The organism is Altererythrobacter sp. BO-6 (genome assembly GCF_011047315.1).
Classification (GTDB): Bacteria; Pseudomonadota; Alphaproteobacteria; order Sphingomonadales; family Sphingomonadaceae; genus Erythrobacter.
This window is the reverse complement of the sequence record NZ_CP049259.1, coordinates 1,754,050-1,780,497: the sequence shown is the minus strand read 5'-3', so window position 1 is coordinate 1,780,497 and position 26,448 is coordinate 1,754,050. Positions and strand designations below refer to the sequence as shown.

The following is a 26,448-nucleotide window of genomic DNA, read 5'->3' as shown; positions in this document are numbered from 1 at the left end:
GGCGGAAGTTGCGCGGCGCGACTTTCACCCTTGGCATGGTGGCCCAAAGTCGCGCGGCGCGACTTTGGGTGGCGCTCAAATATCCCCGCCGGTCAGGCGCTGGCAGATCAGGTCGAGCTGGTCGAGCGTGCGATAGCGGATCGTCACCGCGCCCTTGCGCGGGTCAGCCTCGGTCTTGATCCGCACCGTAAGCCCCAGAAATTCCTCGAGATGTGCTTGCACTGCGGCGATATCGGCATCTTTGGCCGGGTCGCGCGTGTTGCGGTGGCCCGATTTGCGAGCCTTGGGGGCGACATCGCCGCGCGCCAGATTCTCGACCTCGCGCACCGACAGGTTCTCGCGCACCGCCTGGCGGGCGAGCGGCAGCGCATCGTCGTGCCCGATCAGCGCGCGGGCGTGCCCCATCGACAATTCGCCGCCTTCAACGAGATCGAGCACCGCATTGGGCAAAGCCAGCAGGCGCTGCAAATTTGCGACGTGGCTGCGCGATTTCTCGACCATTTGCGCGATTTCGGCCTGCGTCAGCCCTTCTTCCTCGCTCAGACGATGATAGGCGCGCGCTTCCTCGACCGGATTGAGATCCTCACGCTGGATATTTTCGATCAGCGCCAGTGCCATGACCTCGCGCTCGTCCAGCTCGCGCACCAGGGCCGGGATTTCATGCAGGCGGGCCTTCTGCGCCGCCCGCCAGCGCCGCTCGCCGGCGACCAATTGATAGCGGCCCTGCCCGCGTGGCCGCACGATGATCGGCTGGATCACCCCGCGCGTCGCGATTGACGCAGCCAGCTCGTCCAGCGCCGCCTCGTCGAACCGCTTGCGTGGCTGCCCAGGCAGCGGCTCGATCGCGGCGATCGGCAATGAAGCCAGCCCCGATGCGCTGTAAGAATCTGTTTTTTCGTTATTTTCAGGCGCGATAGCCGCGTCCGACTGAGTCAGCGGTTCTTCCCGGCGGGTTTCGCCTAACAAGGCGCCCAGCCCGCGCCCAAGCTTCTTCTTGCGGTCGACTCCCGGGCTGCCCGGCACGGAAAAGCGGATCGGGTCGGTGGGATTGCTCACGCGGCTTTCCTTTCTGCGGGCAGGCGACCGATCAATTCGCGCGCCAGTGCGATATAGGCGCGGCTTCCGGCGCAGGCATGGTCATAAACCAGCGCGGGCAGGCCGTGGCTTGGCGCTTCGGAGAGGCGCACGTTGCGCGGGATCACCGTCTCGAACACCAGACTGCCCAGGCATTCGCGCACATCTTCCGCCACCTGGTCGGTCAACCGGTTGCGCCGATCGAACATGGTCAGGCCCACGCCGATGATGCCCAGGGCCGGATTGAAACGCTGTTGCACCTGCTCCACCGTCTGGAGCAGCTGGCTCAGCCCCTCCAAAGCAAAAAATTCGCACTGCAACGGCACCAGCAGCGTATCCGCGGCCGACAGGGCGTTGAGCGTCAGCAGGCCGAGCGACGGTGGGCAATCGATAAAGCAGATGTCATGCCCGCGATGGTCAGCCAGCGCATTGGCAAGCCGGGAGGTGCGCTCTTCAATCGATACCAGCTCGACTTCGGCTCCACTCAGGTCCACGGTCGCAGGGACGATATCCAGGCCCGGAATGCTGGTGGGAACCAGCGGATCCTTGACCGAAGCGCCGTCGATCAGCACATCATAGCTCGACGCGACGCGTGCGGCGCTGCCGACGCCCAGCCCGGTCGAGGCATTGCCTTGCGGATCGAGGTCGATCAGCAGCGTGCGCCAACCGATCGCCGCCATCGCCGTGGCGATATTGATCGCGGTAGTGGTCTTGCCCACCCCGCCCTTCTGATTCGCAATCGCTATCGTGATCATCGGCTGCTTTCGCCTTCCTGCACTATGTGCTTACGATGATCCCCGCCTCCGCATCGGTCAAGGAGTGTTCCACGTGAAACACATCGCGAATCTTCGCGGGGAGATGATGCAGTTCCTGCGCCGCCGAGCGCCCTTTGGGCAACAGGTAGGTGGTCGCCTTTGTGGAAAAGGGTGCGGATAGACGGAGCAGTTTATCCAGCGGGGCAAATGCGCGTGCCGAAATGACACGAGCAGGGAAGGGCTTGACCAATTCCAAACGCCGCCCCTCGACACGGCAGTGCGGCAGAGCGAGTCCTTCCGCCATGCGCTCGAGCCATTCGACCCGGCGCGCGCGCGACTCGACCAGCACGACCTCGCGTTCTGGCTGCAGCGCGGCAATCACCAGGCCAGGGAAACCCGCGCCGGTGCCAAGGTCGAGCCATGTGCCAGATGTTTCACGTGGAACAAACCGCAGCAGCTGGGCGCTGTCGGCGATGTGGCGCTGCCAGATTTGCTGCTCGGAGGGGCGGGAAATCAGGTTCTGACGCTGATTTTCCTCGAGCAATGCGGCAATCAGCGCTTCGAGACGCTCCATCGCGACACGATCGGCAATTTGCGCGACATGGTGACGTGCCGATTGCTCATCGCGGAGAAGTTCGCTGTTCACGCCGCCTTCTGCCTGCGCCGCGCATGGACCAACAGTGCCGACAGCGCCGCAGGAGTAATCCCCGGCACCCTTCCAGCTGCAGCGAGACTGGCCGGCTTGGCTGCCGCCAGCCGCTCGACCATCTCGTTCGAAAGGCCCGGCACCTCGCCGAAGGGGAAGTCACCACCCAACTCCAGCGCTTCGCTCGCCCGCAGATCGCGCAATTCTGCATCCTGTCGCGCCAGGTACGGCGCATAAGCTGCGTCTTCCGCCATTTCGCCAATCAGCGGATCGTCGGCCGTCAACGCTACATCAAGCCATGGTCCGAGCTCGGCCAGGCTCACCCCTTCGTGCCGAAGCCACTCGCTAACCGGTTTTACCCCGCCATCGCGGCGTACCGGCAAGCCTGCGTCATTGAGCTCCTTTGAGGAAATCGCCGTATCGAAATGCGCAGCCAGCGCGGCGCGGCGCTCCTCGCGGCGCGTAAACCATTCCGCGCGCGCGCTTCCAACACAGCCCGCCACGATACCCAACGGAGTGAGCCGGGATGAGGCATTGTTCGCGCGCAGGCGCAGGCGATACTCGGCCCGGGCCGTCAGCATGCGATAGGGTTCGCTCACCCCTTGCAGTGTCAAATCGTCCACCATCACCGCGATATAGCTGTTGGCGCGATCAAGCTTGGGCGGCTCATTGCCGAGTATGGCAGCCGCGGCATTCAGCCCCGCAACCAGCCCTTGCGCCGCCGCCTCTTCATAGCCGGTAGTGCCGTTGATCTGCCCCGCGCAATAGAGCCCCGGAATGGCGCGCAGCTGCAGGTCATTGGTCAGCGCCCGCGGATCGATGTGGTCATATTCCACCGCATAACCAGGGACTTCCATTTCCACCCGCTCCAACCCGGGCATCGCGCGAAGCATCGCAAGCTGAACATCGGCGGGGAGCGAAGTGCTGATCCCGTTGGGATAGACAAGGTGCGTATCCAGCCCTTCCGGCTCCAAGAAAACCTGGTGCCCATCGCGATCGCCGAAGCGATGGATCTTGTCCTCGATCGAGGGGCAATAGCGCGGCCCCGCAGCTCCAATCGCCCCGGTGAACAACGGCGAACGATGCAGATTGGCCCGGATCGCCTCATGTGCGGCCTCAGTCGTCCGGGTGATCGCGCAAAACACTTGCGGGTTGACGCGCCGTTCGGTCAGCGGCGACATGGTCCAGTGATCGGGGTCGGAGGGCTGCTCCTCAAGGGTCGCCCAATCGATCGTCCGCCCGTCCAGCCGCGGCGGAGTGCCGGTCTTGAGCCGTGCCATCGGCAAATCGGCACCGCGCAATTGCGCCGCAAGCTTCTGGGCTGAATTCTCGCCGATCCGCCCACCCTGAAAGCGTTCTTCGCCGCGAAACAACGTGCCGCCAAGGAAGGTCCCGGTACACAAGATCACCGCCCCGGCATCCAATGTAGTCCCATCAGCCAATTCCAGCCCGGTCACGCGCCCGCCCGCCATCCGCAAAGCCGACGCTTCACCCTGGATCAGTGACAGGCCCTGCTGCGCTCGAACCACCTGCTGCACCGCAGCCTTGAACCGTTTGCGGTCAGCCTGCACGCGCGGGCCCCACACCGCACTTCCCTTTGATTGGTTGAGCATGCGGTAATGGATGGCCCCGGCATCGGCCGCACGGCCGATCAAGCCGTCGAGCGCATCGACTTCGCGCACCAGATGGCCCTTGCCCAGGCCACCAATCGCGGGATTGCAGCTCATCGCGCCGATAGCGTCGAGGTCGAAGCTCACCAGTCCCACGCGCGCACCCATTCGCGCGGCGGCGCAGGCCGCCTCGACACCGGCATGACCGCCGCCGACCACGAGGACATCAAAGTCGTGCATGCGCCGCCCGATACAGGCGCGGCCCGCTATGGTCAAAGGTGTTTCACGTGAAACAATCGCGGATACCGCCGCCTATTTGCCGATGCAGAACCGCCCGAACAGCGCATCGAGCATGTCTTCGGTCGTGGCGCGCCCCACCAGCCGGTCGAAGGCCAGACGTGCTCGCCTAAGGCATTCGGCCAGGATCAGGGGATCGGCAATTTCGCCCGCTTCGCGCAACGCCGCCTTCGCTTCGGCAATCAGGCCGTGCTGGCGAGTGTTGAGCGCTGCTTCGCCAGGTTTGGGCAAAGCATCGCGTGCGCGCTCGACCAGTGCCAGCTTCAATTCCGGCAAGTTTTCGCCCGTCGCCGCTGAAACCCGCCAATCAGGCGCCGATTTAACCGGATGCGACACTTTATCGATCTGTGCTTCGATCTCCCAGCAACCGTCAGGTCCCTCGGATTCAGGTCCCAACCAGAGAACCAGATCGGCAAATTCCAGCTGTTCACGCGCGCGGCCCACGCCGATTGCCTCGATCTCGTCCGAACCCTCGTCGCGCAGGCCTGCCGTATCCACGAAGGTGAACGGGACGCCGCCAATCGCCACCGAACGTTCGATCACATCCCGCGTCGTTCCAGCGATCGGCGAGGTTATGGCCGCCTCACTTTCGATCAAAGCATTGAATAAGGTGGATTTTCCGGCATTGGGCGGACCAGCCAGCACGACCCGGAATCCTTCACCCAACCGTTCGGATCGGGGCCGAACCAGCCAGCTTTCCAGTTCGGCCGAAAGTGCCGCCAATCGCATGCCGAAATCACCGGCCAAGCCACCGACATCGTCCTCGTCGGCGAAATCGAGCACGGCTTCGACTTCGGCTGCGAGTTGCAGCAGCCGCATACGCCAACCCTCGACCTCGCGCGACAGGCTACCCCCCGCCATGGCGATCGCCGCGCTGCGCTGCAATTCGGTCTCGGCGCTGAGAAGGTCAGCGAGGCCCTCGGCTTCTGCCAGGTCGATCCGGCCATTGGCGAAGGCGCGGCGGGTAAATTCGCCCGGTTCCGCGCGGCGCAACCCATTGTGCGCGGACAATTCGCGCTCAACAGCGGCTATGACCGCACGCCCACCGTGGCAATGCAGCTCGGCCAGGTCCTCGCCAGTAGCCGTTTCCGGTCCGGGAAACCACAGCACCAGCGCTTCATCCAGCAAAGCCCCATCAGCCCCGTGCAGTTGCGCCAGGCTCGCCCGTCGCGGCGCAATCTCGCGCCCCGCAAGCGAAACCAGCGCCTTGCCCGCGTCGGGCCCGCTGATGCGGATCACGCCGATAGCCGCGGGCGGCGCCCCGCTCGACAAGGCAAAGATGGTGTCGCTCATGAATTGTGAGAATCGGGCCTAATCGTCGTCCGACCGGCTCTTGGAGCCCTGCCCGCGCATCCCGCCTTCCATGAAGCTCTGGAACATCTTCAGGCCCATTTGCCCCATCGGCGCCAATTGCTGCGCCAGTTCCTGCAGCTGGTCAGGGCTGGAAACGCCCTTCATCGCCTTGGTGATATTGTCGACATAGACGCTGTTCGCCTTCGACACGTCGGGCAGGCCCATGAAGGCCCGAGCCTCTTCGGGCGTGCAGTCGATCTCGATATTGACCTTCATGGCATCTCCTCCACCTGCGAGCCTGGAACGGACCTCGCGCCTGATACATTTGGGTTTGGCAATACCCCCTAGCAAGCGATAAGCCGCTTTCGCACTGAATCAAAGGAGCAACCCCCATGTCCGAAACTGTCACGATCCCTACCCTGGATGGAGATGCGAGCTTCAGCGCCTATGTCGCCCGGCCAGAAGGCACCCCCAAGGCCGCGATCATCGTCATCCAGGAAATTTTCGGGGTGAATCCGGGCATCCGCAGCAAGTGCGATAGCTGGGCTGAGGAAGGCTATCTGGCGGTCGCGCCCGACCTGTTCTTTCGCATGAAGCCGGGAATCGAACTGGATCCCGATGTCGAGGCCGAATTCCAGGAAGCGCTGGGCTATTTCGGCGAATACAACCCCGATGACGGGGTGAAGGACATCGAAGCGACGATCCACTGGATCCGCCGCGAGGCTGGCGTAGCCAAGGTCGGCTGCGTCGGTTACTGCCTGGGCGGCAAGCTCGCCTACATGACCGCGGCGCGCACCGACATCAACGCTTCGGTCGGCTATTACGGGGTGATGATCGACCAGATGCTGGGCGAAAAGCATGGTATCGCCCATCCGCTGCTACTGCATGTGCCCACCGCGGACCATTTCGTGGGGCCTGAAGCGCAGGCCGCGATGCATGCCGGTCTGGACGATCACCCGCGCGTGACGATCCATGATTACGAAGGTCTCGACCACGGCTTTGCTACCGAAAGCGGCAATCGCCGCGACGAGGCGGGTGCGCAACTGGCCGATGGGCGAACCAAAGCCTTCTTCGCCGAGCACCTGGGATGAGCGCGGCCGCGAAGGGCCTTGCGCGCTGGCACGAAGTGATCGACGGTGGCAGCGATCCTGCCGCCCTCGGCGCGATAATGCGCGAGGATGCGGTGTTCCACTCCCCCGTGGTCCACACCCCGCAGGTCGGGCGCCCAATCGTGACCGCCTATCTCGCCGCTGCGGGAAAGACGCTCGGCAATGAGAGCTTTCGTTATTTGCGCGAAGTGGTCGATGGCGAGACGGCAGTGCTCGAATTCGCCACCGAGATGGAAGGCATCCAGGTCAACGGGATCGACATGATCACCTTCGACGAAGAGGGTTTGATCAAGGATTTCAAGGTGATGGTGCGCCCGCTGAAGGCAGTCAACAAGGTCTGGGAAATGATGGCCGCGCAGCTTGAGCGGCAGAAATCTGCCTAATTCAGCGACGCGAAATTCAGGATGATCCGGCGCAGGTTCGGGTCAAGTGCCTCGGGCAGCTCGGCATCGAGCTTCGCCCGTCGCTCCGCAACTTCATCCGAAATCCTGATGTGCCGCATCAGCCAGTCGGGGCAGGCGCGCCGCTCGATCGCGATATCGTCGATGATCGACACGCCATTATGGCGCGGATCCGCTTCGATCCGCCGCATCACCCACGAAAGATCCTCGACATCGCCCTCGAGCAACTGGAGGAAATTGCGCCCGTTATAGAGCAAAAGCCCGGTAACATTGCGTTCGGCATTGTTACGTTGGCACGACGCCAGGATCGATCCGATATCCTCATCGGTGATCCCCCCGGCGGTGCTGATATAGATATACTGGCGCAGCATCAGCCGCTTGATAGCCCGATTTCAGGCAAAGGCAAGCTGCCCCGCAGCCATCGGTTACGGGGCCGAAAAACCCTATTGATTCATGGTGTCGAAGAAGTCCTGGTTGGTCTTCGAATCCTTCATCTTGTCGAGCAGGAACTCCATCGCATCGATCGTGCCCATCTGCATCAGGATGCGGCGCAGGACCCACATCTTGGACAGCTTGTCCTTGTCGACCAGCAGCTCTTCCTTGCGCGTGCCGGACTTGCCGACATCGAGCGCCGGGAAGATGCGCTTATCGGCCACCTTGCGATCGAGGACGATTTCGCTGTTACCGGTGCCCTTGAATTCTTCGAAGATGACTTCGTCCATGCGGCTGCCGGTGTCGATCAGGGCGGTGGCTATGATCGAAAGTGAACCACCCTCCTCGATATTGCGCGCCGCACCGAAGAAGCGCTTGGGCCGCTGGAGCGCGTTGGCATCGACACCGCCGGTCAGTACCTTGCCGCTGCTCGGCACCACGGTGTTGTAGGCGCGGCCAAGGCGCGTGATCGAGATCGAGCAGGATCACCACGTCGCGCTTGTGCTCGACCAGTCGCTTGGCCTTTTCAATCACCATTTCAGCGACCTGGACGTGGCGTGTGGCCGGCTCGTCAAAGGTCGAGGAGATCACTTCACCCTTCACGCTGCGCTGCATGTCGGTCACTTCCTCAGGCCGTTCGTCGACCAGCAGCACCAGCAGGAACACTTCGGGGTGATTATCGGTGATCGCCTTGGCGATGTTCTGCAGCAGCACGGTCTTGCCGGTGCGCGGCGGAGCAACGATCAGCGCGCGCTGGCCCTTACCCTGCGGGGCGATGATGTCGATCACCCGCGCGGACTTGTCCTTGACCGTAGGATCGAGCGTGTCGAGGTTGAGCTTCTCGTCCGGATAGAGCGGCGTCAAATTGTCGAAATTGGTGCGGTGGCGCACCGCGTCAGGATCGTCGTAATTGACGCTGGTGAGGCTGGTGAGCGCAAAATAGCGCTCGCCATCGCGCGGGGCACGGATTTCGCCTTCCACCGTATCGCCCGTGCGCAGGCCCCATTTGCGAACCTGGTTGGGCGAAACGTAGATATCGTCAGGGCCGGCGAGATAATTTGCTTCGGGCGAGCGCAGGAAGCCAAAACCGTCCTGCAGCACCTCGATGGTGCCGATGCCCATGATCTTGTCTTCGTATTCCTCGTCTTCGGCGAGTTCGCGCAGGATGCTGAACAGCAGGTCCTGCCGCCGCATGGTCGAGGCCCCCTCGACGCCGAGTTCTTCGGCCATGGCTACCAGTTCGGCCGGGGTTTTCTGTTTCAAGTCTTTGAGATGCATTGGTATTCTATTCCGTATCTGGGATTATGGCCGAAGGGTCGTCGCCTCGCTTTGGACCGGAGGCTGGTGGGCTTGGAGAAAGCAGACCCCGGCTCGACAGCGTGCCGAGCCGCAATGCCGGTTGGGAAGCTTCGAAATATCGCCGCGGGCCAGCCCCGTCAATCGCGATATCGCGGCAGCCGGATTGTATGGTTCAGAGATAGCGGATGACGACCACCAGGATCACGATCACCACCAGCAGCAGGCCAGGCACTTCGCCCAACATCCGCAGCTGTTTCTCGCTGAGAGGGCGCAGGCCGGCAGCCACCTTTTTGGCCTGCACGACCAGGAACCCGTGATATCCGGTCAGCAGGATCACGCAGAACAGCTTGGCATGGAGCCAGCCGAGATCAGATGCCCCGGAAAACAACCCCAGCTCCGCTGCCATCAACAGGCCCAGCACCCACACCACCACCAGGCTTGGCGTCAGGATCACCTTGCGCAAAAGGCCCATGCGGTGAACCCACAAGGCTTCCTCGTCGGAACCGGGCTGCGCGGGATGGACGTAAATCAGCTGGCGCGGAAGCATGAACAGCCCCGCCATCCAGAACACGACGAAGATCACGTGCCCCGCCTTGAGCCAGAGATAGGTCATGGCGATGATGTCCTGCATCGTGTTGACATGTAGGACTGCATAAGCCGCCCGTCACCCCCTACACGGGTATTCATTGGCCACGCACCGCCGCTACAAGCTGCTCTACATGCTCTATCGGCGTAAACTGGCCGATACCGTGACCCAGGTTGAACACATGCGGCCGGTCAGCGAAAGTTTCGAGGATAAACTTGATGCGATTGGTCAGCGTCTCCCCGCCGGCCATCAGCATGATCGGATCAAGATTGCCCTGCACCGGCATGCCATCGGGCAGCTCGCGATGCGCCCAAACCGGATCGATCGTCTCGTCCAGACCCAGCGCATCCACCCCGGTGCGGCGGGCATAATCGACCAGCTTGGCGCCCGCCCCCTTGGGAAATCCGATTACCGGCGTATCGGGATGCGAATGCTTGATTGCCGCGGTAATCGCGGCATTGGGTTCGATCACCCAGCGCTCGAACTGGTCGGGCGCGAGGCTGCCAGCCCAGCTGTCGAACAATTGCACCGCTTCCGCCCCGGCATCGATCTGCCCGCGCAGATAGGTGATCGAAGATTCCACGATCGCATCGATGATCCGCTGGAAGCGCGCCGGATCGGTATAGGCGAGTTCACGCGTGGCGTGCTGGTCGCGGCTGCCTTCGCCCGCCACCATATAGGTCGCGACGGTCCAGGGGCTACCGGCAAAGCCGAGCATCGTCACATCGTCATCCAGCTTTGCACGACACAACCGTACCGTCTCATACACCGCTTCGAAGCGCTCGGGGGCAGCCTTGAAGTCCGACAGATCCGCTTCGAGGAGCGGCGGTGAGAGCTTCGGCCCTTCCCCGGCCAGGAACTCCAGCCCTTGACCCATCGCATGCGGCACGATCAGGATATCGGAGAACAGGATCGCCCCGTCGAAGCCGAACCGCCGCAGCGGCTGGATCGTGATTTCCGCGGCCGCTTCGCTGTCATAGACCAGATCGAGAAACCCGCCCTTTTCCGCACGCAATTTGCGATATTCGGGTAAATACCTGCCAGCCTGGCGCATCAGCCACATCGGTGCGCGATCGCCCTTGTGTCCGCGCAAAGTGTCAAGAAGCAAGCCAGGCATAGGTCTTATCCAATCAATATAATTGTATTTATAAAAGGATTTAGGAGTCTGTTGGCCCTGTGGATTTCGGGGACAAGCGGTTTCTGCCCGATTTATCCTGCCTTGCAAAGCCTCCCATTGACAGCGACTCGCGGCAAATGCTGAGTCGAGTCAAACTTTTCCTCACTATCCCCAGACTGTGGGAATCTGGCTGTTCTGTCGACAGACCTGCATGGGAAATAGCCGGTAGCGGGCACGGAAATCCTACCCGAACTTGTCGCCAGCTTTCTCCCGTGGTTTATGCCAGCTCTCATCCACAGGGATAGGCCGGCCCACCCATGCAACGCATGCACCTTCATCTGGTATCGGATTCGACCGGCGAAACGCTGGAGATGATCGCCAAGGCTGCGCTGGCCCAATTCGACGATCCCGACGTTGTTCGCCACTTCTGGCCGATGGTGCGTTCGCGTCAGCATCTCGACCGGATCGTGCCCTCGCTGGCAGCCAGCCCCGGCCTGGTGCTGTTCACACTGGTCAATCCCGAAACGCGCGCGCGGCTGGAGGAGCATTGCCGCCAGATTGGTTTGCCGGCGGTGCCTGTGCTCGACGCGGTGACCGAAGCGCTGGAATCGCAACTGGGTGAAGAGGCGCATGGCAAGCCGGGCCGCCAGCACCTGATGGACGAGGCCTATTTCCGCCGGGTCGAAGCGATTCACTACACCATCGCGCATGACGATGGCGTTGGCTGGGAAGACTGGGAAGAGGCTGACATCGTGCTGGCTGGCGTATCGCGCAGCTCGAAAACGCCGACCAGCATCTATCTCGCCAATCGCGGCTACAAGGTGGCCAATATTCCGCTGGTGGTGGAATCACCTCCCCCGCCCGCGCTGTTCGGATTGCGTCACCCGCTGGTTGTAGGATTGACGACCGCGCCCGAGCGGCTGGTGCAGGTGCGCCGCAACCGCCTACTGTCGCTCAATGAAGGTACCGAAACCTCCTATGTCGATGCGGAAAGAGTGCGCGAGGAAGTGCAGTTCGCGCGGCGGATGTTCGCCGACAACGGCTGGCCGGTGATCGATGTGACCCGGCGCTCGATCGAGGAAACCGCCGCGGCGGTGATCCGCTTCCTGCAGGAACGCAGGGACAGTGCCAAGGGCGATGGCCTTGCCATCGGCGACGGGGCGATATGACAATCATTCTCGCTTCAAAGTCTGCCTCGCGCCGCGCGATGCTCGATGCTGCTGGCGTTGGATATCAGGCAATCCCGGCGGCGCTCGACGAACGCGCGGTGGAAGCAGGCCTTGACGGTTGTGCACCGGATGAGGTGGCTGAAGCGCTCAGTGTCGCCAAAGCGCAAGCTGTCGCCGCCGCCAACCCCGCCCGACTGGTGCTGGGCAGCGACAGCCTGGTGGTGTGTGGCGGGCGCCGCTTCGACAAGCCCGCAAGCCGAACGCAGGCGGCCGAGCACCTCCGTTTCTTCTCAGGCAAGATCATGGAGCTCCATAGCGCCGCAGCGCTGGTGCGCGACGACGCCTGCGAATGGAGCCAAAGCTCGCTGGCCCGGCTGCATGTGCGCGACCTGTCCGACAGCTTTATCGAGCACTATCTTGCGGCTGAATGGCCCGATGTCGGGCATTGCGTGGGTGTATTCCGGATCGAGGGACTGGGTGTGCAGCTGTTCGAGGCGATCGAAGGGGACCAGTTTACCGTGCTCGGCATGCCGCTGCTCGGCGTGCTGGGGGCGCTGCGCGAGTTGGGGGAACTGGAATCGTGACCCGACCATATGCTGAAGTAATCGGCGATCCGATTGCGCAATCGAAATCGCCCGCGATCCACAATTTCTGGCTCGGCAAGCTTGGGATCGATGCCGAATATCGCGCCTGCCACGTTACCGGCGCCGGTTTGGCGGATTACTTAGACCAGCGCCGACAGGATCCCGATTGGCGCGGCTGCAATGTCACCATGCCGCACAAGCAGGCGGTGATTCCGATGCTTTACAGTATCGAGCCGCCCGCCGACATAATTGGCGCAGTCAACACGATCTATCCCGCCTTTGACCGGCTGCTCGCTGGGACCAATACAGATGCGGCCGGTTTCATCGAGCCGTTACGCGCAGAATTGGAAAAGCAGCACTATTTCCGCATGGCGCGCATCCTTGGCACAGGCGGTGCGGCGCGCGCGATTATTGCCGCGCTGGCGCAAGAAGGCTTTACCCTGGTGCTGGCCGGGCGCGATCCGGCCAAGGCGCGTGCCCTGCTGGACGAACTTGCCCCCAGCGGCGAGCATCACGCGATCGACCTCGCCCATTTCGCCGATCCAACCGATTTTCCCTTTGACGATCGCGAGGACTGCCTGGACCTGGTGATCAACGCGTCGCCACTTGGCATGCGCGGCCAACCAGCGTTGGCATTCGACTGGAGCCATGCCCCGCCGGGCGCCATAGCCTATGACATTGTCACCGATCCGCTCGAGACCGAATTCCTGAAGAACGCCCGCGCTGCCGGGCATCGCACCCTTGATGGGCTGAACATGCTGATCGGGCAGGCGGCACTGGCATTCGAGAAGTTCTTTGATGCTGCTGCTCCGAGACAGCACGACGCAGAATTGCGCGAGCTGCTGACGCGATGACCCGCCCGCTGATCATCGGCCTCACCGGTTCGATCGGGATGGGCAAGTCGACCGTCGCCGAGATGTTCGAACGGCACGGTTTGCCGGTATTCGATGCCGATGCCGAAGTGCGGCGCATGCAGGGCCCTGAGGGCGAACTGGTGCCGGCGATTGAAGCCGAGTTTCCGGGATCCACTGGCCCTGACGGCGTCAAACGCGAGGCGCTGGGGGTGCAGGTGTTTGGCGATCCAGCGGCACTCGCCCAGCTCGAAGCGATCGTGCATCCGGCGGTGGCCGCCCGGCGGGCCGAATTCCTGATCGAACATGGCGGTGCGCCCATAGTCGTGTTCGATATCCCGCTGTTGTTCGAAAAGGGTGGGCAGGCGCAGGTCGACAAGGTTGTCGTCGTGTCCGCCCCAGCCAAAGTCCAGCGTGCACGAGTGCTGGCGCGGCCAGGCATGACGCCGGAAAAATTTGCGCATATCCTTGAGCTGCAGGTGCCCGATGCTGAAAAGCGCGCGCGCGCAGATTTCGTGATCGATACCGGCGTTTCACACGCTGAAACCGAGGCCATGGTCCAGCAGCTGATCGCGCAACTCCTGATCGAGCGATAAACATACAGACCGGAAGCGGAATCGCTTGCCAAATGGCCAGTCGAGTCCGATATTCAATCCAATGCGGGAAATCGTTTTCGACACCGAAACCACCGGCCTCGATCCAGCATCAGGCGACCGGATGGTGGAAATCGGATGTGTCGAGATGATCAACCGGGTGCCAACCGGCGCCACCTTTCACGCCTATTTCAACCCCCAGCGCGACATGCCTGCCGCGGCCGAAGCGGTGCACGGGCTCTCGATCTCCTTTCTCGAACAGAAGCCGCTTTTTTCCGAGCAGGTTGACGAGCTGATGGAATTCCTCGGCGATGCCCCGCTGGTGGCGCATAACGCCGGGTTCGATTTCGGCTTCCTCAACAACGAACTGGCCTTGATCGGGCGCGAGCCCGTCGATCGAGGGCGGATGGTTGATACCGTGGCGATCGCGCGCAAGCGCCATCCTGGCGCGAAGGTTTCGCTCGATGCGTTGTGCACGCGCTACGGGATCGATCGCAGCCACCGGGTGAAGCACGGCGCGCTGCTTGACGCCGAACTCTTGGCGCAAGTTTACGTTGAGCTCACCGGGGGCCGCCAGATCGGGCTTGAACTGGCGGCGGAAACCACTGTGGTTGAAGTCGCGTTTTCCGGGCAGGCGCAAAGCGCGGCAGCTGCTGGCCCAAGGCGTGAACCGCGCCCGCATTCCGCAACCGCGGAAGAGCTGGCCCGGCACCAGGAATTCATCGGCCGGATCGAAAAATCGCTCTGGTCGAACTGATGAACCGGGGCCGTTTCAGGCTCCGCAAGAAAACAGAAGAAAGGAGATCGCCAGGTCATGGATATTCGAGTTTCAGGCCATCAGATCGAAACCGGTGCCGCGCTTCAGGAGCATGTGAATGAGCGTCTCGGCACGATCGTCGACAAATATTTCGATCGCGCGCTCTCCTCCCATGTCACTTTCGGCAAGGCGCCGGCCGGCATGTTCAAATGCGATATCGTGACCCATGTGATGCAAGGGCTGATCCTGAAAGCCCACGCCGAAGCCCAGGATGCGCACCTCGCGCTCGACGGGGCTGCGGAGAAGATCGACAAGCAGTTGCGGCGTTACAAGCGACGGATCAAGGACCGGCACGAACAGACCGCACATGCGCAGCGTGAGGAGGACGCCGCCTATCGTTTCGAGGAAGCTGCCTATACCATCTTTGCCAGCGACGACGCCGAAGACGAAGTCACCAGCGACGCACCCCCGATCATCGCGGAAACCAGCGTCGACATCCCCGAAGCGAGCGTGGCCGATGCGGTGATGATGCTGGACCTGCGCAACACAACCGCGCTCTTTTTCAAAAATGCTGGCACCGGACGGCATAATATGGTTTACCGCCGCCCGGATGGATCGATCGGCTGGGTCGAACCGCGCTGAAACTGGGTCACCACATCTTTCGGTGGCTTGCGTAATGTCCCTTTGAAATCGTCGCTGATTGCCTGCCCCAACGGGTGGGGTTGTTGGCATAAGGGTCATTTTGAGAAGAATACGGACACAAAGCTGGTCTGAAATGAACGCGAATTTTCAATTGCTTCCGGAAGCGGTCCACGATCGCAAAGGCGGAGACCAAACAGGATGTGCTCGAACAGGTCGCGCGCGTCTTCGGGTCGGCCTATGACATCGACCCTGCTGCCGTGCTGGATGGAATCGAGGAGCGTGAGAAGCTCGGTTCGACCGGATTCGGCAATGGCGTTGCGATCCCGCATGCACGCTCGAATCAGGTGACCAGGCCTGCCGTGGTGCTCCTACGGCTTGAACACGCGGTGGAATACCAGGCTGCCGACGCCATGCCGGTGGAACTGGTTTTCGGGCTGCTCTCGCCCGAGAACGCCGGGGCAACCCATCTTCACGCCTTGGCCGCCATCTCGCGGCTGGTGCGCGACGAGAATGTCCACCAGGCGCTGCTCGAGGCCCCTGACGCAGAGGCGCTGTTCGCGCTGCTCAGCAATCAGATCGAGCGCGATGCCGCCTGACGCGGCAGCGTCCGGCGCGGACCTGCATTACCGCGCGCTGGAGCGGCTCTATGCTTCGGCGCCAATCAACCAGCTGTTCAAATCGAGGCTCGACATCCTTGGAGAAGGGCGATCGCGGATCACCTTCACCGTGGATGAGTCAAGTTTCCATGCCGCTGGTGCGGCGCACGGCACGATCTATTTCAAGATGCTTGATGACGCCGCCTTTTACGCAGCCAACACGCGTACGACCGACCGTTTCCTGCTGACAACCTCCTTCAACCTCCATTTCACCAAGCCCGTGCGCAGCGGGGAAGTGGTGGCCGAAGGGGTGTGGATCAGCGGCAAACGCCGCGTGTTTGTGGCCGAAGCGCGGCTGGTCGATGCCGAAGGGGACGAGATCGGCCGCGGCACGGGTACCTTCATGCGGTCGCGCATTCCGCTCGCTAACCTGCCCGGCTACCAGGCGGCTTAGGCACATTCCGGTGGAGGGTCGGCTACCCGCGCATCTGGAAGTGGCAGGAATGATTCGTGCGATCGAATCGCAAGGGGGTTTCGCAAGCGTTATCGCCAAGGGTCATAAGGACGCCGGAACCATCCTGATCTTAACTATCTATCGCGGCGAGAACGCGGTTCTTTTCGAAAGAATGCCGCAGCTCGATGGATCGCGACCATATATTGCTGCAAAGCAACAAAACCCTGAAAAACCGCACGAAATTTACGAGTATCTTGAAAGACGGCGGCTCCAGGACCCCGATATCTGGATTTTGGAGGCAGATATCGCTGATGGTGCACGGCTCGTCGCATCGCTGGCGCGTTAACTTGACCTTCTGAACGCGAACTCTATTTGGCCGCGCAGCTTCCAGGCGCGTAGGCGGCGTTCTTCGGCAATACGGTCGAAGCGCTAGCACGCAGACGGGGGGCGGCCGGCAGGCCAAGAATTCGACCGGTTTGAAAGGTGCAAAAAGCACTTCCGGTCAAAGCCTGCGTCGGAGCGCGTCCACCGCCCAGAACCAAGAACACATGATCCGCAGGAGCCATGGGCTCGGGCTTGCCGCAGGTGCGGCTGTGCTCGGCCTGACATTTTCGGGCGCCGAGTTTTCCGGCGCATTCGCCCAGGTCACCGAACCGGGGCTGCAGGAGGCGGCAGACGCCGCCATTGGATCGGCTGAAGAGGCCGTTCCGCAATTCGTTTCGCAAGAAGTCGTCCAGCCGCTTCCCTCAGCCGCGCAGGCGGATTTGCAGGCGGATCGTGATGAGGCGACAGCCAAAGCGGCCTCGCTGCATGCACTGGTCGCAGCGACCGATACCGATTTTGCCCTGTCCGAACAGATGCGCTGCCTCGCTGGCGCGGTCTATTTCGAAGCGCGCGGCGAACCGCTGGCGGGCCAGCTCGCGGTGGCGCAAGTGGTGATCAACCGGACTGAAAGCGGGCGTTTCCCGTCCAGCTATTGCGGCGTCGTCTACCAGCGCGCGCAATTCTCGTTCGTGCGCGGCGGTGAGATGCCGCAAGTCAAGGCAGGTTCACAGGCTTGGCAGCAGGCCAAGGCGATAGCCCGCATTGCCCATGAAGGGCTGTGGGATTCGGAAGCGGGCGATGCGCTCTATTTCCACGCCAAATATGTGCGCCCCAGTTGGAGCCACAAGAAAACGGCGCGCGCCACCATCAATCGCCACGTCTTCTATCGCTGATTGACCACCAATCGCAGGTTTTTTGAGGGGCCCGCCGCAAGGTTGGGCCCCTCTTCGATGCCGTCAGCTGCGCAGGATGGCCCAGACCGGTGTATGATCGCTGGCCTTGTCGCGCCCGCGGTGCGCTCGGTCGACCCCGACCGCCTCCAGCCGATCGGCAAGCTCGGGGCTGAGCAGGATATGGTCGATCCGGAAGCCGTGATCGCGTTGCCATGCGCCGGCCTGGTAGTCCCAATAGGTCCACACCCCTCCGCGCGGATTGTGCGTGCGTAGGGCATCGGTCCAGCCATCGCCCAGAAAGCGGGAATAGGCAGCCTGCGATGCGGGTTGCATCAACGCGTCGTCAGCCATGGCCTTGGGTGACCACACGTCATTGTCTTCAGGGATCACATTGAAATCGCCCAAGACGGCGGCTGGCACCTCTTCCGCCCAGATCTGCGCCATGCGTGCGCGCAGCCGTTCCATCCACGCCAGCTTGTAGTCGAACTTCGGGCCCGGTTGCGGGTTGCCGTTGGGCAGGTAGATACAGACGATCCGCACACCGCCCACATCCGCTTCGAGATAGCGGGCCTGTTCGCCCTCCCCATCGTTCGGGCCATCAATGCCCAGCCCGCGCTGCACTTCAACCGGCGCAGCGATCCCGGCGCGTTCATCCGCCAGGATCGCCACGCCGTTGAAGCTCTTTTGCCCGTGCCAGATCGCACGATATCCGATCGCCTCGAACTCGTCGGCCGGAAAGCCGTCATCCATGCACTTGATTTCCTGCAGGCAGGCGACCGCAGGCCGCGTTTCCTCAAGCCATTCCTTCAGGCGCGGCAGGCGTGCCTTGATCCCGTTGATGTTGAATGTGGCGATTTTCATGAACGCCCTGATGCCCGAAGTTGGGCGCGGGGTCTAATTCAAATCCCGAAGCTGGAGCCGCAGCCGCATCCGGCCGCCGCCTGCGGGTTTTCGACCCGAAAGGCCGCACCGCCGAGCGATTCGACGAAATCGACCACGCTGCCGGATACAAGGTCAAGGCTGATCGGATCGACCACCAGCTGTACGCCATCGGTCTCGCTCACCATGTCATCATTGTCCGGTGTATCGGTAAGGTCGAATTTGTACTGGAAGCCCGAACATCCGCCACCCTCTACCGAAAGGCGCAGGATCGCCGGCCGGGACTGCCTTTCGGCAATCCATGCCACGCGCTTGGCGGCGGCAGGGGTCAAGGTTAGCGGGTCAGCCATGGTAAGCCTGATTTAGGGATCCGCAGCGCTTTCCTCAAGCGGTCTGGATATAGTTTCGCATCGCTTCGGCTTCGTGTTCGACCTGGTCGATCCGGTGTTTGACGAGGTCCCCGATCGAAATGAAGCCGACCATGGAGCTGCCATCAATCACTGGCAGGTGGCGAATCCGGCGGCGGGTCATAAGCGACAGGGCTTCATCGATCACGGTGGACGGTGAAACCGTGATGGGCGGTGCAGTCATCACCTCTTCCAGCGGGCGGTTGAGGCAGATCTCGCCTTCCTCGGCGAGGCGGTAGATCACATCACGCTCTGAGAAGATGCCCACGACGCTGCCACCGCGCATAACCGGCAGCGCTCCGATCCGCTTTTCTGCCAAGAGCGCCACAGCCTGGCGCATCGGCATGGTCGAATCGCATGAAATGACATCCTGCCCACGCCTTTGCTCGATAATCCGTGCAATCGTCATCGCATTCTCCCTCACGACTCTGACAGGAAGAATGCCACTTTCGCAGGGAAAAGGCGAATCCCTCAATCTGCATTCGATCATTGCATCGCACCGCACGAAGGCCCATGTGCCCCCCATGGTCGGCAAATCCCCCCTCGATGATCCCGAAAAGGCGGCATACGCTTGGGCGCGCTATCGCCGCCTGATGCGGTTCATGCTGTTGTTCACGATCGGTATCGTCGCGATCGCCATGGCCCTGCTCTATAAATACAACGGCATGGTGTCGGTGCATTTCTACATCGCCGTGGCGCTGGGAATGGGCTTCATGATGCTGCTGACCAGCGCCCTGATGGGTCTCGTTTTTCTCTCTAACGGAACCGGTCACGACGCGTCGGTCGACAATAATCTGCCGCGCCATAACGAAGACTGAGAAAAGCGTTCAGTCGGGATTACGCAGGCGAAATTCCTGGACCGGTTCGCCGCCGATCAGGTGCTGCTGGATGATCTTTTCAAGCACATCTTCGCGCGCCGAATGGTACCAGACACGATCGGGCCATACGAGCGCGATCGGCCCTGCCGCGCAGACCTGAAGGCAATCCGCTTTGGTGCGCTGGATCCCGCCGCATGGCTGCCCTTCGGGGTTGATCCGCTTTGGGCCTGACAGTTTCAATTCGTTGAGGCGGCGCTTGAGATACTTCCACGAAGCTTCGCCTTGCTCGCGCGAACAGCATTTCTGCTTCTCGCTCATGGCGCACAGGAAGATGTGTCGCTCGATGCTTTCCCCACCCAGCTTGGCCAGCGCAAGGCGGGCATCGCGCAGTTCGGAGGGATCAGGGGCGTCAGGTTCGCGCATCGGGCGCAGGTTTAGCCGCGCTTGCCGGCGATCCGCGCGATTTCGGCCTGCACCATCTTCTCGACCATGCCGGGCAGGTTCTTGTCGAGCCATTCTGCCAGCATCGGGCGCAGCATTTCGCGTACCAGGCCTTCAAGCGAAGTTTCGCCAGACCGGACGATTTGCGGGCGCGCACCCGGCTCGGCGAGCATGGCCAGCGCTTCGAAATTTTCGCGCATTGAGACGCGCACCGTCTCGGTGGTCAGCGGCTCGTCGTTTTCGTCTGCATCAGGGGAAATCTCGTCGGCTACAGCGGCAAATTCCATCTCCGAAAGATCGAGCACCTGCCCGTGATCAGGATCGTCCTGCGCCCTTGTCGCAACCACGCGCGCGGGAGAAGCAGCATCGCGATTGTCGCGTGCGATCACCTTCTTGATCGATTCGAGGATCTCTTCCACCGATGCCTCGCCATGCTGCGCCATGCGCCAATTCCCCTGCTGCGCCCTGTATCTGTGCCCTTGCGGTGCTTTGACGTCAGTTGCCGGTGACGTCACCCGATTCATCGGGCGGCCCAATCATCGCGTCAGGCGCGGGGATGTCAACGGTTCTCGTTGAAATGGCGGCAGGTTCCGCATCGCGCTGCCAATCGAGCATCTTGCCCCGCACCCGGTCGTAATTGTCCTGCGGATCATACAGCACGCCGCCGGTATCGAGATTGAGGTCGCGCGCTTCGGCCTTGCCCATCGCCGCGAGGACGCTGAAGCCGGCGACATAGGCGTTGCGGCGAGCGGTGACGAGTTGTGCCCGCGCCGAAAGCAATTCCTGTTCGGCATTGAGCACATCCAGGATCGTGCGGTTCCCGATCGAATTTTCCGCCCGAACGCCCTCAAGGCTCAGTTCGGCTGCGGCAACAGCCGATTCAGAGCTTTCGATAATGGCATTGGCTGCCTGCCAGCTGGAATAAGCGGCGCGCACCTGTGAGATGATGCTCCGTTCAGCCTCGATCACGCGCTCAAGCGCCACGGTTTCGCGGGCATAGGCCTGGCGTTGGCGGGCAGCGGGCAGGCCGCCCTGGAAAATCGGGATCGTGACCTGGATCCCCGCATTGGCGGTCGTTTCGTTCTGCGTGAAGTCGGAAGAGATCGGGCCACCGAGCGTGCCGAAGTAATCCGTGTAGTCGATGTTCGCGAACAGGCCGACCGTGGGCAGCCGCCCGGCACCGGCCACTTCCAGATCGAAGCCGGCCGCGTCGGCCCGCTCGCGTGCGGCGATCAGGTCCGGATTGTTCTCAAGCGCGGCAACCACCGCCTCGCCCACCGTTCCCGGCAGGCCGGGCAAGGGTGGCGGCGCCTCCAGGTTCTGCGGTGCGCGCCCGACCAGTGCGATGTAATTCTCGCGCGCGGCGATCAAATTGGCCTGTGCGTTACGGAAATCGCCTTGTGCCAGCGCCAGCCGCGACTGCGACTGAGCCACGTCGGTGCGCGTCAGATCGCCGATCTCGAAGCGGTCGGTGGTTGCCTGCAGGTTGACGGTCAGCACCTCGACCTGGTTACCCGCGAGCGCCGCCAGCGCCTCGGTGCGCAGCACATCCATATAGGCTGCGACGACCTGGCTGAAGATGGCGCTTTCGGTCCCCCGCAGGTCTGCCTGGCCAGCAGAAACGCGTTGTTTCGCGGCTTTGATGCCATTGCGCACCGCACCGCCCGAATAGACCGGCACCGTCATGTCGACGCCACCGGCGAAGCGCCGCTCGGGAGCGGTAAAGCTGTTGGGCGAAACCTTCACGAACTCGATGTGATTCGCCGTGGCGGAAACATTGTGCAAGCCCTGCGCACGCTGAATCGGCACTTCCTCATCGGTGGCGCGCTGTTGCGCCCTTGCGGCCTGCAATGTCGGGTTGTTTTCATAGGCGCTGACCAGCGCCTCGCGCAGTCCGTCGGCATGTGCGGTTGCCGGGACAAGGCCGGCACCCAGCAGGAAAACAACGGCCAGGTGCCGCATGCGGGGGCTGCGGTGCGTCAAATTCAGAAACTCCATTCCTTCGGGCGGTCGAAGGCGTGCAGCACGGGAATGCCGATCTCGGCCAGCGGCTGAAGTGTGACAGATCCGGCAACCTTCCGCCCGGTGGCGAGGCGGGTCACACCGCGCAGCACCAACCCGGTGACGATCCGCCCGTTCTCTTCAAGCCGATTGGACAGGGCATCGGGCAAATGCTCGATCGCACCGTCAACCAGGATGAGCGAATAGCTCTTCCGGCCCTTCTTGCCACCTGCCACCTCGTCCGCACCGATTGTGTCGAGCTTGCCGACCAGCGGGCGCAACAGTTCGGCGAGATAGCCCGATCCGCTTTCCACGATCAGGGTCGTATCATCGAGGGCGGGGCGCGCTTCGGCCAGCATCTTGCCATGCACCAACGGCGCGGCAAGGAATTTGCCACCGCCCAGCGGGACAGCGCGATCGATATAGGCAATCGTCCGCGCGCCTTCCGGCACGAAATCCTCACGCGCGACCGAGCCCATCCGCGCCAGCACGAAGGGTTCAGTGACTCCGCTTGTACGCAGCTGGCTATCGATCATGGCCTTGCGGGCGAGAGGTATATTGTTGTTCGTCATGGCTTTCACAGGCTGTATTATATTCACAACACACTAGGTCAATCACCTCTAGCGTTTGCGGTGCTTGCCGCCAAGCGCTTTGACGCTACGGGGGGCAGACGCCTATGGGGCGGAGGAATCGACCGACAGGAGCACAGCTTCGATGAGCGACATGACCTTGATCCGTGAAGACGACCTGATCGAAACCATTGCGGATGCTCTGCAATTTATCTCGTACTACCACCCGATGGATTACATCCAGGCTCTCGGCAAAGCCTATGAAGCAGAGCAGGGGCCGGCCGCGAAAGACGCGATCGCGCAGATCCTGACCAACAGCCGCATGTGCGCCGAGGGGCATCGCCCGATCTGCCAGGACACCGGGATCGTCAACGTATTCATCAAATGGGGGCAGGATTGCCGGCTGGAATCGAGCCGCAGCCTGCAGAACGTGGTCGATGAAGGCGTGCGCCGCGCCTACAACCACCCGGACAACAAGCTGCGTGCATCGATCCTGGCCGATCCCGCCTTCACGCGTCGCAACACCCGCGACAACACCCCGTGCGTGCTGTCGGTCGAGATGGTGCCGGGCAACACCGTCAGCATCGACGTTGCGGCCAAGGGTGGCGGCAGCGAGAACAAATCGAAGTTCAAGATGATGAACCCCAGCGACAACATCGTCGACTGGGTGCTTGAGCAGATCCCCTCCATGGGCGCGGGCTGGTGCCCGCCGGGCATGCTGGGCATCGGCATTGGCGGCACGGCGGAACACTGCATGAAGCTGGCCAAGCAATCGCTCATGGATCCGATCGATATGGCCCAACTCAAGGCGCGGGGGGCTCAAAACGATATCGAACAGCTGCGGATCGATATCTTCGATGCCGTCAATGCCACAGGCGTCGGGGCGCAAGGGCTGGGCGGGCTTTCGACCATCCTTGACGTCAAGATCCTCGACTGGCCGTGCCACGCTGCAGGCAAGCCGGTGGCGATGATCCCCAATTGTGCCGCCACGCGCCACGCGCATGTGACGATGGACGGTTCGGGGCCGGCCTATTTGCCGCAGCCTGATCTCGATGCCTGGCCCAAGGTGGAGTGGCAGCCCGATGCAGAGGCCAAGCGGGTCGATCTCGACAATCTGACGCCGGAAGAAGTCGCCAGCTGGAAAGCGGGAGACCGGCTGCTGCTCAACGGCGCCATGCTCACCGGGCGCGATGCGGCGCACAAACGCATCCAGGACATGCTGGCAAAGGGGGAAGAGCTGCCGGTCGATTTCAAAGGCCGGGCAATCTACTATGTCGGCCCGGTCGATCCGGTGATGGGCGAAGTGGTTGGCCCGGCCGGCCCCACCACCGCCACCCGCATGGACAAATTCACCGAGATGATGCTCGATCTTGGCCTGCTGGCGATGATCGGCAAGGCCGAGCGCGGGCACAATGCGGTGGAAGTGATCAGCCGCTTCAAGGTATCCTATCTGATGGCGGTGGGCGGCGCGGCCTATCTCGTCGCGCGGGCGATCAAGGAAGCAAAGGTTGTGGCTTTCGAAGACCTCGGGATGGAGGCGATCTACGAATTCACGGTCAAGGACATGCCCGTTACGGTCGCGGTCGACAGCGAAGGCACCAATGTCCACACATTGGCTCCGGCGATCTGGAAAGAACGGATTGCAAAGGAAAAACTGCTCGAAAAGGGCTGATTCCGGGCGTTGGTCGGTCGATGAACTTTCGATGAACGGCATATGCTGGCCGACGACGGATTCGCCTTATGTGGCGGGCAAGTATAGGGGGCGAGAGTAATGGAAAAGACCTTGTCTGAACCCTTGCCGCGCGTGCCCTTTCGCCACGTCCTCCTGTCGATGGTGGTGCTGTGGGCAGCCTATTTCGCGATCGTGGACGATCCGCGCGCAGCTGGCCGATTTCGAATTCCAGTCCGAAATGCTGTGGCGCCGCGGAGTGGTGACGCTGGCCGGTATCGGGATGACGCTGGTGCTGTGGTCGCTGCTCCGCCTGTTCGACGCGCGCCCATTGTGGATGCGGGTGACTGCTGCGCTGCTGATTGCGCTGCCTGCTGCAGGTGCGATCGCGCAGGTCAACCAATGGATATTCGAAGACGTCCAGGCCAAGGAAGAAGCTGCCTATGGCAGGGACCGCGGGGTCAACCTGCGGCGCGACGAGTCGGGTAACTTGCTGGTCGATGTGCCGGTCGAAACCCAGCGCGACTGGGAAGAGGACATCGATGGTCCGCCGCGCGCACCACGATCAGAAAGCGTCATCATCGCACCGGCTCCCACGCAAAGCGACATCTGGCGTGGACTGATCGATATCGCTCTTGGCCGCTACTTCCTGCTTCTGGCCTGGGCTTCGCTCTATTTCGCGCTGCTCGCCGGGGTCCAGGCGAGCGCAGCCGAACGCCGGGCGAGCGAGTTCCGTAATGCGGCCAAGGCGGCCGAAATCCGCTCGCTGCGCTATCAGGTCAACCCCCACTTCCTGTTCAACACGCTCAACTCGCTGTCCTCGCTGGTGATGACCGGCAAGACCGAGCGGGCCGAACAGATGATCCAGACCCTTGCGCGCTTCTATCGCCACAGCCTGGCGTCAGAGCCGACGATGGATGTGGCCTTGGCTGATGAATTCGAACTGCAACAGCATTATCTGGATATCGAAGCCGTGCGCTTCCCTGAACGGTTGCGCTGCGAATTCGATCTGCCGGCCGATCTGGCCGATGCGCGCGTGCCCGGGATGATCCTGCAGCCGCTGGTCGAAAACTCAGTCAAATATGCCGTCTCGCCAGTGAACCGGCCGGTTACGATAAGGGTTGCCGCGCGCGAGGAGTTTGACCGGCTTGTCGTCACCGTCAGCGACAATGGCCCGGGCGTTCCCGCCAATGCCAAGCCCGGCTTCGGGATTGGCCTTGCCAATGTCCGCGACCGGATGGAAGCTCGCTTCGGACCCGATGTTTCGCTCGAATCCGGCCCGGTTCCGGGTGGATATCGCACCGAAATCCGGATACCCTTGACCCGAAATGGCTGACACGAGGCGAGGGGACATGGCGCTGAGGACGCTGATCGTGGATGACGAGCCGCTCGCGGTTGAGCGGATCCAGGTCATCTGTGCGCAAATCGAAACGATCAATGTAATCGGCACCGCAAGCGATGGCGCGGCCGCCTTGCGGCTGGTGGACGCGCTTTTGCCCGACCTCATCCTACTCGACATGACTATGCCCGAACTCGACGGGCTCGGCGTCGCGCGCGAACTCGCCAAGCGGGACAATCCACCGGCGGTGATCTTCGTTACCGCGCATGACGATTTTGCGGTCGAAGCCTTCGATCTCGACGCGATCGACTATGTTCTCAAGCCTGTTGCATCAGACCGGCTGTCACGCGCGATCGAACGGGCTTTGGCCCGGCGCGGGACCGGACGGGTCCGCGAAAGCCAATGGCTCGAGGAGCTGTGGGTGCCGCACCGGTCCGAACTGTTGCGGATCGCCGTTAGCGAAGTCAGCCGGATCGATGCCGAGCGCGACTATGTTCGCCTGTTCGTCGGCGAGCCGGCCGATGGGGGGCGAAGCTATCTGTTGCTGCAGACGATCGCCGGGCTGGAGCAGCGGCTCGATCCGGCCGAATTCATCCGCATCCATCGTTCGACCATTTTGCGCAGGGACCGTATCCGGGGCCTGAGACATGATGGCTTGGGGGTATGGTCGGCAGAACTCGATTGCGGCGAAGCGCTGCGAATCGGGCGCACCTATCTGCCCAAGGTCAAGGCGATGGCCGGTCGCTAGGGGCGGCGCGCCCGGCGCTGCCATGTAGCTGTGCGGTTTGATTTTTCTCGAAAGAATTGGCGGCCTGAGCCCCGGGACTGGAATGGGCTCAGGCC

At 62.3% G+C, this 26,448-nt stretch carries 32 protein-coding genes and 1 pseudogene; 16 read left to right on the top strand and 17 right to left on the bottom strand.

The features are described 5' to 3' along the window. Nucleotides 1-75: 75 nt before the first annotated feature. The 6 genes from G6N82_RS08710 to G6N82_RS08685 form a co-directional block, all read right to left on the bottom strand. Nucleotides 76-1,056 carry a ParB/RepB/Spo0J family partition protein gene (locus tag G6N82_RS08710; protein WP_165195644.1) on the bottom strand — a complete coding sequence of 327 codons (981 nt, stop codon included), beginning with the start codon at nt 1,054-1,056 and terminating at the stop codon, nt 76-78. Next, complete coding sequence (locus tag G6N82_RS08705) at nt 1,053-1,829, bottom strand: ParA family protein (RefSeq protein WP_165195642.1); 777 nt, start codon at nt 1,827-1,829, stop codon at nt 1,053-1,055. Before G6N82_RS08705 ends, G6N82_RS08710 begins: the two co-directional genes overlap by 4 nt. Nucleotides 1,830-1,851: 22 nt before the next feature. After that, on the bottom strand, nt 1,852-2,403 hold the full coding sequence (gene rsmG, locus G6N82_RS08700; protein WP_165198090.1) for a 16S rRNA (guanine(527)-N(7))-methyltransferase RsmG: 552 nt from the start codon (nt 2,401-2,403) through the stop codon (nt 1,852-1,854). A 68-nt stretch (nt 2,404-2,471) separates the two neighbouring features. Further along, nucleotides 2,472-4,325 carry a tRNA uridine-5-carboxymethylaminomethyl(34) synthesis enzyme MnmG gene (mnmG, locus tag G6N82_RS08695; protein WP_165195640.1) on the bottom strand — a complete coding sequence of 618 codons (1,854 nt, stop codon included), beginning with the start codon at nt 4,323-4,325 and terminating at the stop codon, nt 2,472-2,474. A gap of 72 nt (nt 4,326-4,397) precedes the next feature. Beyond that, a complete protein-coding gene (gene mnmE / locus G6N82_RS08690; RefSeq protein ID WP_165195638.1) occupies nt 4,398-5,675 on the bottom strand; it encodes a tRNA uridine-5-carboxymethylaminomethyl(34) synthesis GTPase MnmE in 1,278 nt (425 codons plus the stop codon). 18 nt (nt 5,676-5,693) lie between these two features. Continuing rightward, nucleotides 5,694-5,951 carry a DUF6489 family protein gene (locus tag G6N82_RS08685; RefSeq protein ID WP_165195636.1) on the bottom strand — a complete coding sequence of 86 codons (258 nt, stop codon included), beginning with the start codon at nt 5,949-5,951 and terminating at the stop codon, nt 5,694-5,696. Nucleotides 5,952-6,067: 116 nt separating this feature from the next. Here G6N82_RS08685 and G6N82_RS08680 point away from each other — a divergent pair, with 116 nt between their 5' ends. Together G6N82_RS08680 and G6N82_RS08675 are read left to right on the top strand one after the other, a co-directional pair. Beyond that, on the top strand, nt 6,068-6,766 hold the full coding sequence (locus tag G6N82_RS08680) for a dienelactone hydrolase family protein (RefSeq protein ID WP_165195634.1): 699 nt from the start codon (nt 6,068-6,070) through the stop codon (nt 6,764-6,766). Beyond that, complete coding sequence (locus tag G6N82_RS08675) at nt 6,763-7,167, top strand: nuclear transport factor 2 family protein (RefSeq protein ID WP_165195632.1); 405 nt, start codon at nt 6,763-6,765, stop codon at nt 7,165-7,167. The genes G6N82_RS08680 and G6N82_RS08675 overlap by 4 nt, the downstream gene beginning before the upstream one ends. Here G6N82_RS08675 and G6N82_RS08670 read toward each other — a convergent pair. The 4 genes and pseudogenes from G6N82_RS08670 to hemE all read right to left on the bottom strand — a co-directional run bounded on the left by G6N82_RS08670 (nt 7,164) and on the right by hemE (nt 10,619). Beyond that, nucleotides 7,164-7,556: a BLUF domain-containing protein gene (locus G6N82_RS08670; protein ID WP_165195630.1), complete on the bottom strand. Its 393-nt coding sequence runs from the start codon at nt 7,554-7,556 to the stop codon at nt 7,164-7,166. The genes G6N82_RS08675 and G6N82_RS08670 overlap by 4 nt on opposite strands. 72 nt (nt 7,557-7,628) lie before the next feature. After that, nucleotides 7,629-8,895 (bottom strand): annotated as a pseudogene (gene rho, locus G6N82_RS08665) (transcription termination factor Rho). Nucleotides 8,896-9,088: 193 nt separating this feature from the next. Next, a complete protein-coding gene (locus G6N82_RS08660) occupies nt 9,089-9,547 on the bottom strand; it encodes a CopD family protein (protein ID WP_165195628.1) in 459 nt (152 codons plus the stop codon). 52 nt (nt 9,548-9,599) lie between these two features. Then, entirely contained in the window at nt 9,600-10,619 is a 1,020-nt protein-coding gene (gene hemE / locus G6N82_RS08655) for a uroporphyrinogen decarboxylase (protein ID WP_165195626.1), read from the bottom strand. A gap of 317 nt (nt 10,620-10,936) precedes the next feature. On the opposite strand from hemE, the gene G6N82_RS08650 reads away from it, so the two are divergent. From G6N82_RS08650 to G6N82_RS08605, 10 genes are all read left to right on the top strand, one after another. Continuing rightward, a complete protein-coding gene (locus G6N82_RS08650) occupies nt 10,937-11,788 on the top strand; it encodes a pyruvate, water dikinase regulatory protein (protein ID WP_165195624.1) in 852 nt (283 codons plus the stop codon). Then, nucleotides 11,785-12,372, top strand: a complete 588-nt coding sequence (locus G6N82_RS08645) for a Maf family protein (RefSeq protein ID WP_165195622.1) — start codon at nt 11,785-11,787, stop codon at nt 12,370-12,372. The genes G6N82_RS08650 and G6N82_RS08645 overlap by 4 nt, the downstream gene beginning before the upstream one ends. Continuing rightward, complete coding sequence (locus G6N82_RS08640) at nt 12,369-13,226, top strand: shikimate dehydrogenase (RefSeq protein WP_165195620.1); 858 nt, start codon at nt 12,369-12,371, stop codon at nt 13,224-13,226. Before G6N82_RS08645 ends, G6N82_RS08640 begins: the two co-directional genes overlap by 4 nt. Further along, complete coding sequence (coaE, locus tag G6N82_RS08635) at nt 13,223-13,819, top strand: dephospho-CoA kinase (protein ID WP_165195618.1); 597 nt, start codon at nt 13,223-13,225, stop codon at nt 13,817-13,819. The genes G6N82_RS08640 and coaE overlap by 4 nt, the downstream gene beginning before the upstream one ends. Nucleotides 13,820-13,880: 61 nt before the next feature. Next, nucleotides 13,881-14,573, top strand: coding sequence for a DNA polymerase III subunit epsilon (dnaQ, locus tag G6N82_RS08630; protein ID WP_165195616.1), 693 nt, complete (start codon nt 13,881-13,883; stop codon nt 14,571-14,573). A 57-nt stretch (nt 14,574-14,630) separates the two neighbouring features. Further along, the gene (gene raiA / locus G6N82_RS08625; RefSeq protein ID WP_165195614.1) at nt 14,631-15,215 is read left to right on the top strand and encodes a ribosome-associated translation inhibitor RaiA; all 585 of its coding nucleotides are present in this window, start codon (nt 14,631-14,633) and stop codon (nt 15,213-15,215) included. A gap of 200 nt (nt 15,216-15,415) precedes the next feature. Beyond that, complete coding sequence (locus tag G6N82_RS08620; protein WP_346773725.1) at nt 15,416-15,811, top strand: PTS sugar transporter subunit IIA; 396 nt, start codon at nt 15,416-15,418, stop codon at nt 15,809-15,811. Then, a complete protein-coding gene (locus tag G6N82_RS08615; protein WP_165195612.1) occupies nt 15,801-16,265 on the top strand; it encodes a PaaI family thioesterase in 465 nt (154 codons plus the stop codon). The genes G6N82_RS08620 and G6N82_RS08615 overlap by 11 nt, the downstream gene beginning before the upstream one ends. Nucleotides 16,266-16,275: 10 nt before the next feature. Next, the gene (locus G6N82_RS08610; RefSeq protein WP_165195610.1) at nt 16,276-16,611 is read left to right on the top strand and encodes a DUF1491 family protein; all 336 of its coding nucleotides are present in this window, start codon (nt 16,276-16,278) and stop codon (nt 16,609-16,611) included. Nucleotides 16,612-16,813: 202 nt separating this feature from the next. Continuing rightward, nucleotides 16,814-17,482: a cell wall hydrolase gene (locus tag G6N82_RS08605; protein ID WP_165195608.1), complete on the top strand. Its 669-nt coding sequence runs from the start codon at nt 16,814-16,816 to the stop codon at nt 17,480-17,482. Nucleotides 17,483-17,545: 63 nt separating this feature from the next. On the opposite strand, the gene xth is transcribed toward G6N82_RS08605, so the two are convergent. The 3 genes from xth to G6N82_RS08590 are packed head-to-tail and all read right to left on the bottom strand — an operon-like array spanning nt 17,546 to nt 19,177. Continuing rightward, entirely contained in the window at nt 17,546-18,343 is a 798-nt protein-coding gene (xth, locus tag G6N82_RS08600; protein WP_165195606.1) for an exodeoxyribonuclease III, read from the bottom strand. Between the two features lie 38 nt (nt 18,344-18,381). Beyond that, complete coding sequence (gene erpA, locus G6N82_RS08595) at nt 18,382-18,711, bottom strand: iron-sulfur cluster insertion protein ErpA (RefSeq protein ID WP_165195604.1); 330 nt, start codon at nt 18,709-18,711, stop codon at nt 18,382-18,384. Between the two features lie 34 nt (nt 18,712-18,745). Continuing rightward, on the bottom strand, nt 18,746-19,177 hold the full coding sequence (locus G6N82_RS08590) for a CBS domain-containing protein (protein WP_165195602.1): 432 nt from the start codon (nt 19,175-19,177) through the stop codon (nt 18,746-18,748). A gap of 115 nt (nt 19,178-19,292) precedes the next feature. Here G6N82_RS08590 and G6N82_RS08585 point away from each other — a divergent pair, with 115 nt between their 5' ends. After that, nucleotides 19,293-19,586 carry a hypothetical protein gene (locus G6N82_RS08585; RefSeq protein WP_165198088.1) on the top strand — a complete coding sequence of 98 codons (294 nt, stop codon included), beginning with the start codon at nt 19,293-19,295 and terminating at the stop codon, nt 19,584-19,586. A gap of 9 nt (nt 19,587-19,595) precedes the next feature. On the opposite strand, the gene G6N82_RS08580 is transcribed toward G6N82_RS08585, so the two are convergent. From G6N82_RS08580 to G6N82_RS08565, 4 genes are read right to left on the bottom strand one after another with little or no spacing between them, the layout of a single operon-like run. Continuing rightward, nucleotides 19,596-20,009, bottom strand: coding sequence for a (2Fe-2S) ferredoxin domain-containing protein (locus G6N82_RS08580; protein WP_165195600.1), 414 nt, complete (start codon nt 20,007-20,009; stop codon nt 19,596-19,598). An 11-nt stretch (nt 20,010-20,020) separates the two neighbouring features. After that, nucleotides 20,021-20,470 (bottom strand): DUF2497 domain-containing protein, encoded by a 450-nt coding sequence (locus G6N82_RS08575; RefSeq protein ID WP_165195598.1) that lies wholly within the window; start codon nt 20,468-20,470, stop codon nt 20,021-20,023. Nucleotides 20,471-20,522: 52 nt separating this feature from the next. Then, a complete protein-coding gene (locus G6N82_RS08570) occupies nt 20,523-21,989 on the bottom strand; it encodes a TolC family outer membrane protein (protein WP_165195596.1) in 1,467 nt (488 codons plus the stop codon). Between the two features lie 23 nt (nt 21,990-22,012). Further along, complete coding sequence (locus G6N82_RS08565; protein ID WP_241255045.1) at nt 22,013-22,600, bottom strand: protein-L-isoaspartate O-methyltransferase; 588 nt, start codon at nt 22,598-22,600, stop codon at nt 22,013-22,015. A gap of 151 nt (nt 22,601-22,751) precedes the next feature. On the opposite strand from G6N82_RS08565, the gene G6N82_RS08560 reads away from it, so the two are divergent. From G6N82_RS08560 to G6N82_RS08550, 3 genes are all read left to right on the top strand, one after another. Continuing rightward, complete coding sequence (locus tag G6N82_RS08560) at nt 22,752-24,269, top strand: fumarate hydratase (protein WP_165198086.1); 1,518 nt, start codon at nt 22,752-22,754, stop codon at nt 24,267-24,269. Nucleotides 24,270-24,507: 238 nt separating this feature from the next. Further along, nucleotides 24,508-25,602 (top strand): histidine kinase, encoded by a 1,095-nt coding sequence (locus tag G6N82_RS08555; protein WP_346773724.1) that lies wholly within the window; start codon nt 24,508-24,510, stop codon nt 25,600-25,602. 16 nt (nt 25,603-25,618) lie between these two features. Then, nucleotides 25,619-26,353, top strand: a complete 735-nt coding sequence (locus G6N82_RS08550) for a LytTR family DNA-binding domain-containing protein (RefSeq protein WP_241255044.1) — start codon at nt 25,619-25,621, stop codon at nt 26,351-26,353. Nucleotides 26,354-26,448: the final 95 nt, after the last annotated feature.

What these genes read in the sequence shown, in the direction of transcription:
- G6N82_RS08705 (WP_165195642.1), bottom strand. Translation starts at nt 1,829, where the DNA reads ATGATCACGATAGCGATTGCGAATCAGAAGGGCGGGGTGGGCAAGACC.
- rsmG (WP_165198090.1), bottom strand. Translation starts at nt 2,403, where the DNA reads ATGGAGCGTCTCGAAGCGCTGATTGCCGCATTGCTCGAGGAAAATCAG.
- mnmG (WP_165195640.1), bottom strand. Translation starts at nt 4,325, where the DNA reads ATGCACGACTTTGATGTCCTCGTGGTCGGCGGCGGTCATGCCGGTGTC.
- mnmE (WP_165195638.1), bottom strand. Translation starts at nt 5,675, where the DNA reads ATGAGCGACACCATCTTTGCCTTGTCGAGCGGGGCGCCGCCCGCGGCT.
- G6N82_RS08685 (WP_165195636.1), bottom strand. Translation starts at nt 5,951, where the DNA reads ATGAAGGTCAATATCGAGATCGACTGCACGCCCGAAGAGGCTCGGGCC.
- G6N82_RS08680 (WP_165195634.1), top strand. Translation starts at nt 6,068, where the DNA reads ATGTCCGAAACTGTCACGATCCCTACCCTGGATGGAGATGCGAGCTTC.
- G6N82_RS08675 (WP_165195632.1), top strand. Translation starts at nt 6,763, where the DNA reads ATGAGCGCGGCCGCGAAGGGCCTTGCGCGCTGGCACGAAGTGATCGAC.
- G6N82_RS08670 (WP_165195630.1), bottom strand. Translation starts at nt 7,556, where the DNA reads ATGCTGCGCCAGTATATCTATATCAGCACCGCCGGGGGGATCACCGAT.
- G6N82_RS08660 (WP_165195628.1), bottom strand. Translation starts at nt 9,547, where the DNA reads ATGCAGGACATCATCGCCATGACCTATCTCTGGCTCAAGGCGGGGCAC.
- hemE (WP_165195626.1), bottom strand. Translation starts at nt 10,619, where the DNA reads ATGCCTGGCTTGCTTCTTGACACTTTGCGCGGACACAAGGGCGATCGC.
- G6N82_RS08650 (WP_165195624.1), top strand. Translation starts at nt 10,937, where the DNA reads ATGCAACGCATGCACCTTCATCTGGTATCGGATTCGACCGGCGAAACG.
- G6N82_RS08645 (WP_165195622.1), top strand. Translation starts at nt 11,785, where the DNA reads ATGACAATCATTCTCGCTTCAAAGTCTGCCTCGCGCCGCGCGATGCTC.
- coaE (WP_165195618.1), top strand. Translation starts at nt 13,223, where the DNA reads ATGACCCGCCCGCTGATCATCGGCCTCACCGGTTCGATCGGGATGGGC.
- dnaQ (WP_165195616.1), top strand. Translation starts at nt 13,881, where the DNA reads ATGCGGGAAATCGTTTTCGACACCGAAACCACCGGCCTCGATCCAGCA.
- raiA (WP_165195614.1), top strand. Translation starts at nt 14,631, where the DNA reads ATGGATATTCGAGTTTCAGGCCATCAGATCGAAACCGGTGCCGCGCTT.
- G6N82_RS08615 (WP_165195612.1), top strand. Translation starts at nt 15,801, where the DNA reads ATGCCGCCTGACGCGGCAGCGTCCGGCGCGGACCTGCATTACCGCGCG.
- G6N82_RS08605 (WP_165195608.1), top strand. Translation starts at nt 16,814, where the DNA reads ATGATCCGCAGGAGCCATGGGCTCGGGCTTGCCGCAGGTGCGGCTGTG.
- xth (WP_165195606.1), bottom strand. Translation starts at nt 18,343, where the DNA reads ATGAAAATCGCCACATTCAACATCAACGGGATCAAGGCACGCCTGCCG.
- erpA (WP_165195604.1), bottom strand. Translation starts at nt 18,711, where the DNA reads ATGGCTGACCCGCTAACCTTGACCCCTGCCGCCGCCAAGCGCGTGGCA.
- G6N82_RS08590 (WP_165195602.1), bottom strand. Translation starts at nt 19,177, where the DNA reads ATGACGATTGCACGGATTATCGAGCAAAGGCGTGGGCAGGATGTCATT.
- G6N82_RS08585 (WP_165198088.1), top strand. Translation starts at nt 19,293, where the DNA reads ATGGTCGGCAAATCCCCCCTCGATGATCCCGAAAAGGCGGCATACGCT.
- G6N82_RS08580 (WP_165195600.1), bottom strand. Translation starts at nt 20,009, where the DNA reads ATGCGCGAACCTGACGCCCCTGATCCCTCCGAACTGCGCGATGCCCGC.
- G6N82_RS08575 (WP_165195598.1), bottom strand. Translation starts at nt 20,470, where the DNA reads ATGGCGCAGCATGGCGAGGCATCGGTGGAAGAGATCCTCGAATCGATC.
- G6N82_RS08570 (WP_165195596.1), bottom strand. Translation starts at nt 21,989, where the DNA reads ATGCGGCACCTGGCCGTTGTTTTCCTGCTGGGTGCCGGCCTTGTCCCG.
- G6N82_RS08565 (WP_241255045.1), bottom strand. Translation starts at nt 22,600, where the DNA reads ATGACGAACAACAATATACCTCTCGCCCGCAAGGCCATGATCGATAGC.
- G6N82_RS08560 (WP_165198086.1), top strand. Translation starts at nt 22,752, where the DNA reads ATGACCTTGATCCGTGAAGACGACCTGATCGAAACCATTGCGGATGCT.
- G6N82_RS08555 (WP_346773724.1), top strand. Translation starts at nt 24,508, where the DNA reads ATGCTGTGGCGCCGCGGAGTGGTGACGCTGGCCGGTATCGGGATGACG.
- G6N82_RS08550 (WP_241255044.1), top strand. Translation starts at nt 25,619, where the DNA reads ATGGCGCTGAGGACGCTGATCGTGGATGACGAGCCGCTCGCGGTTGAG.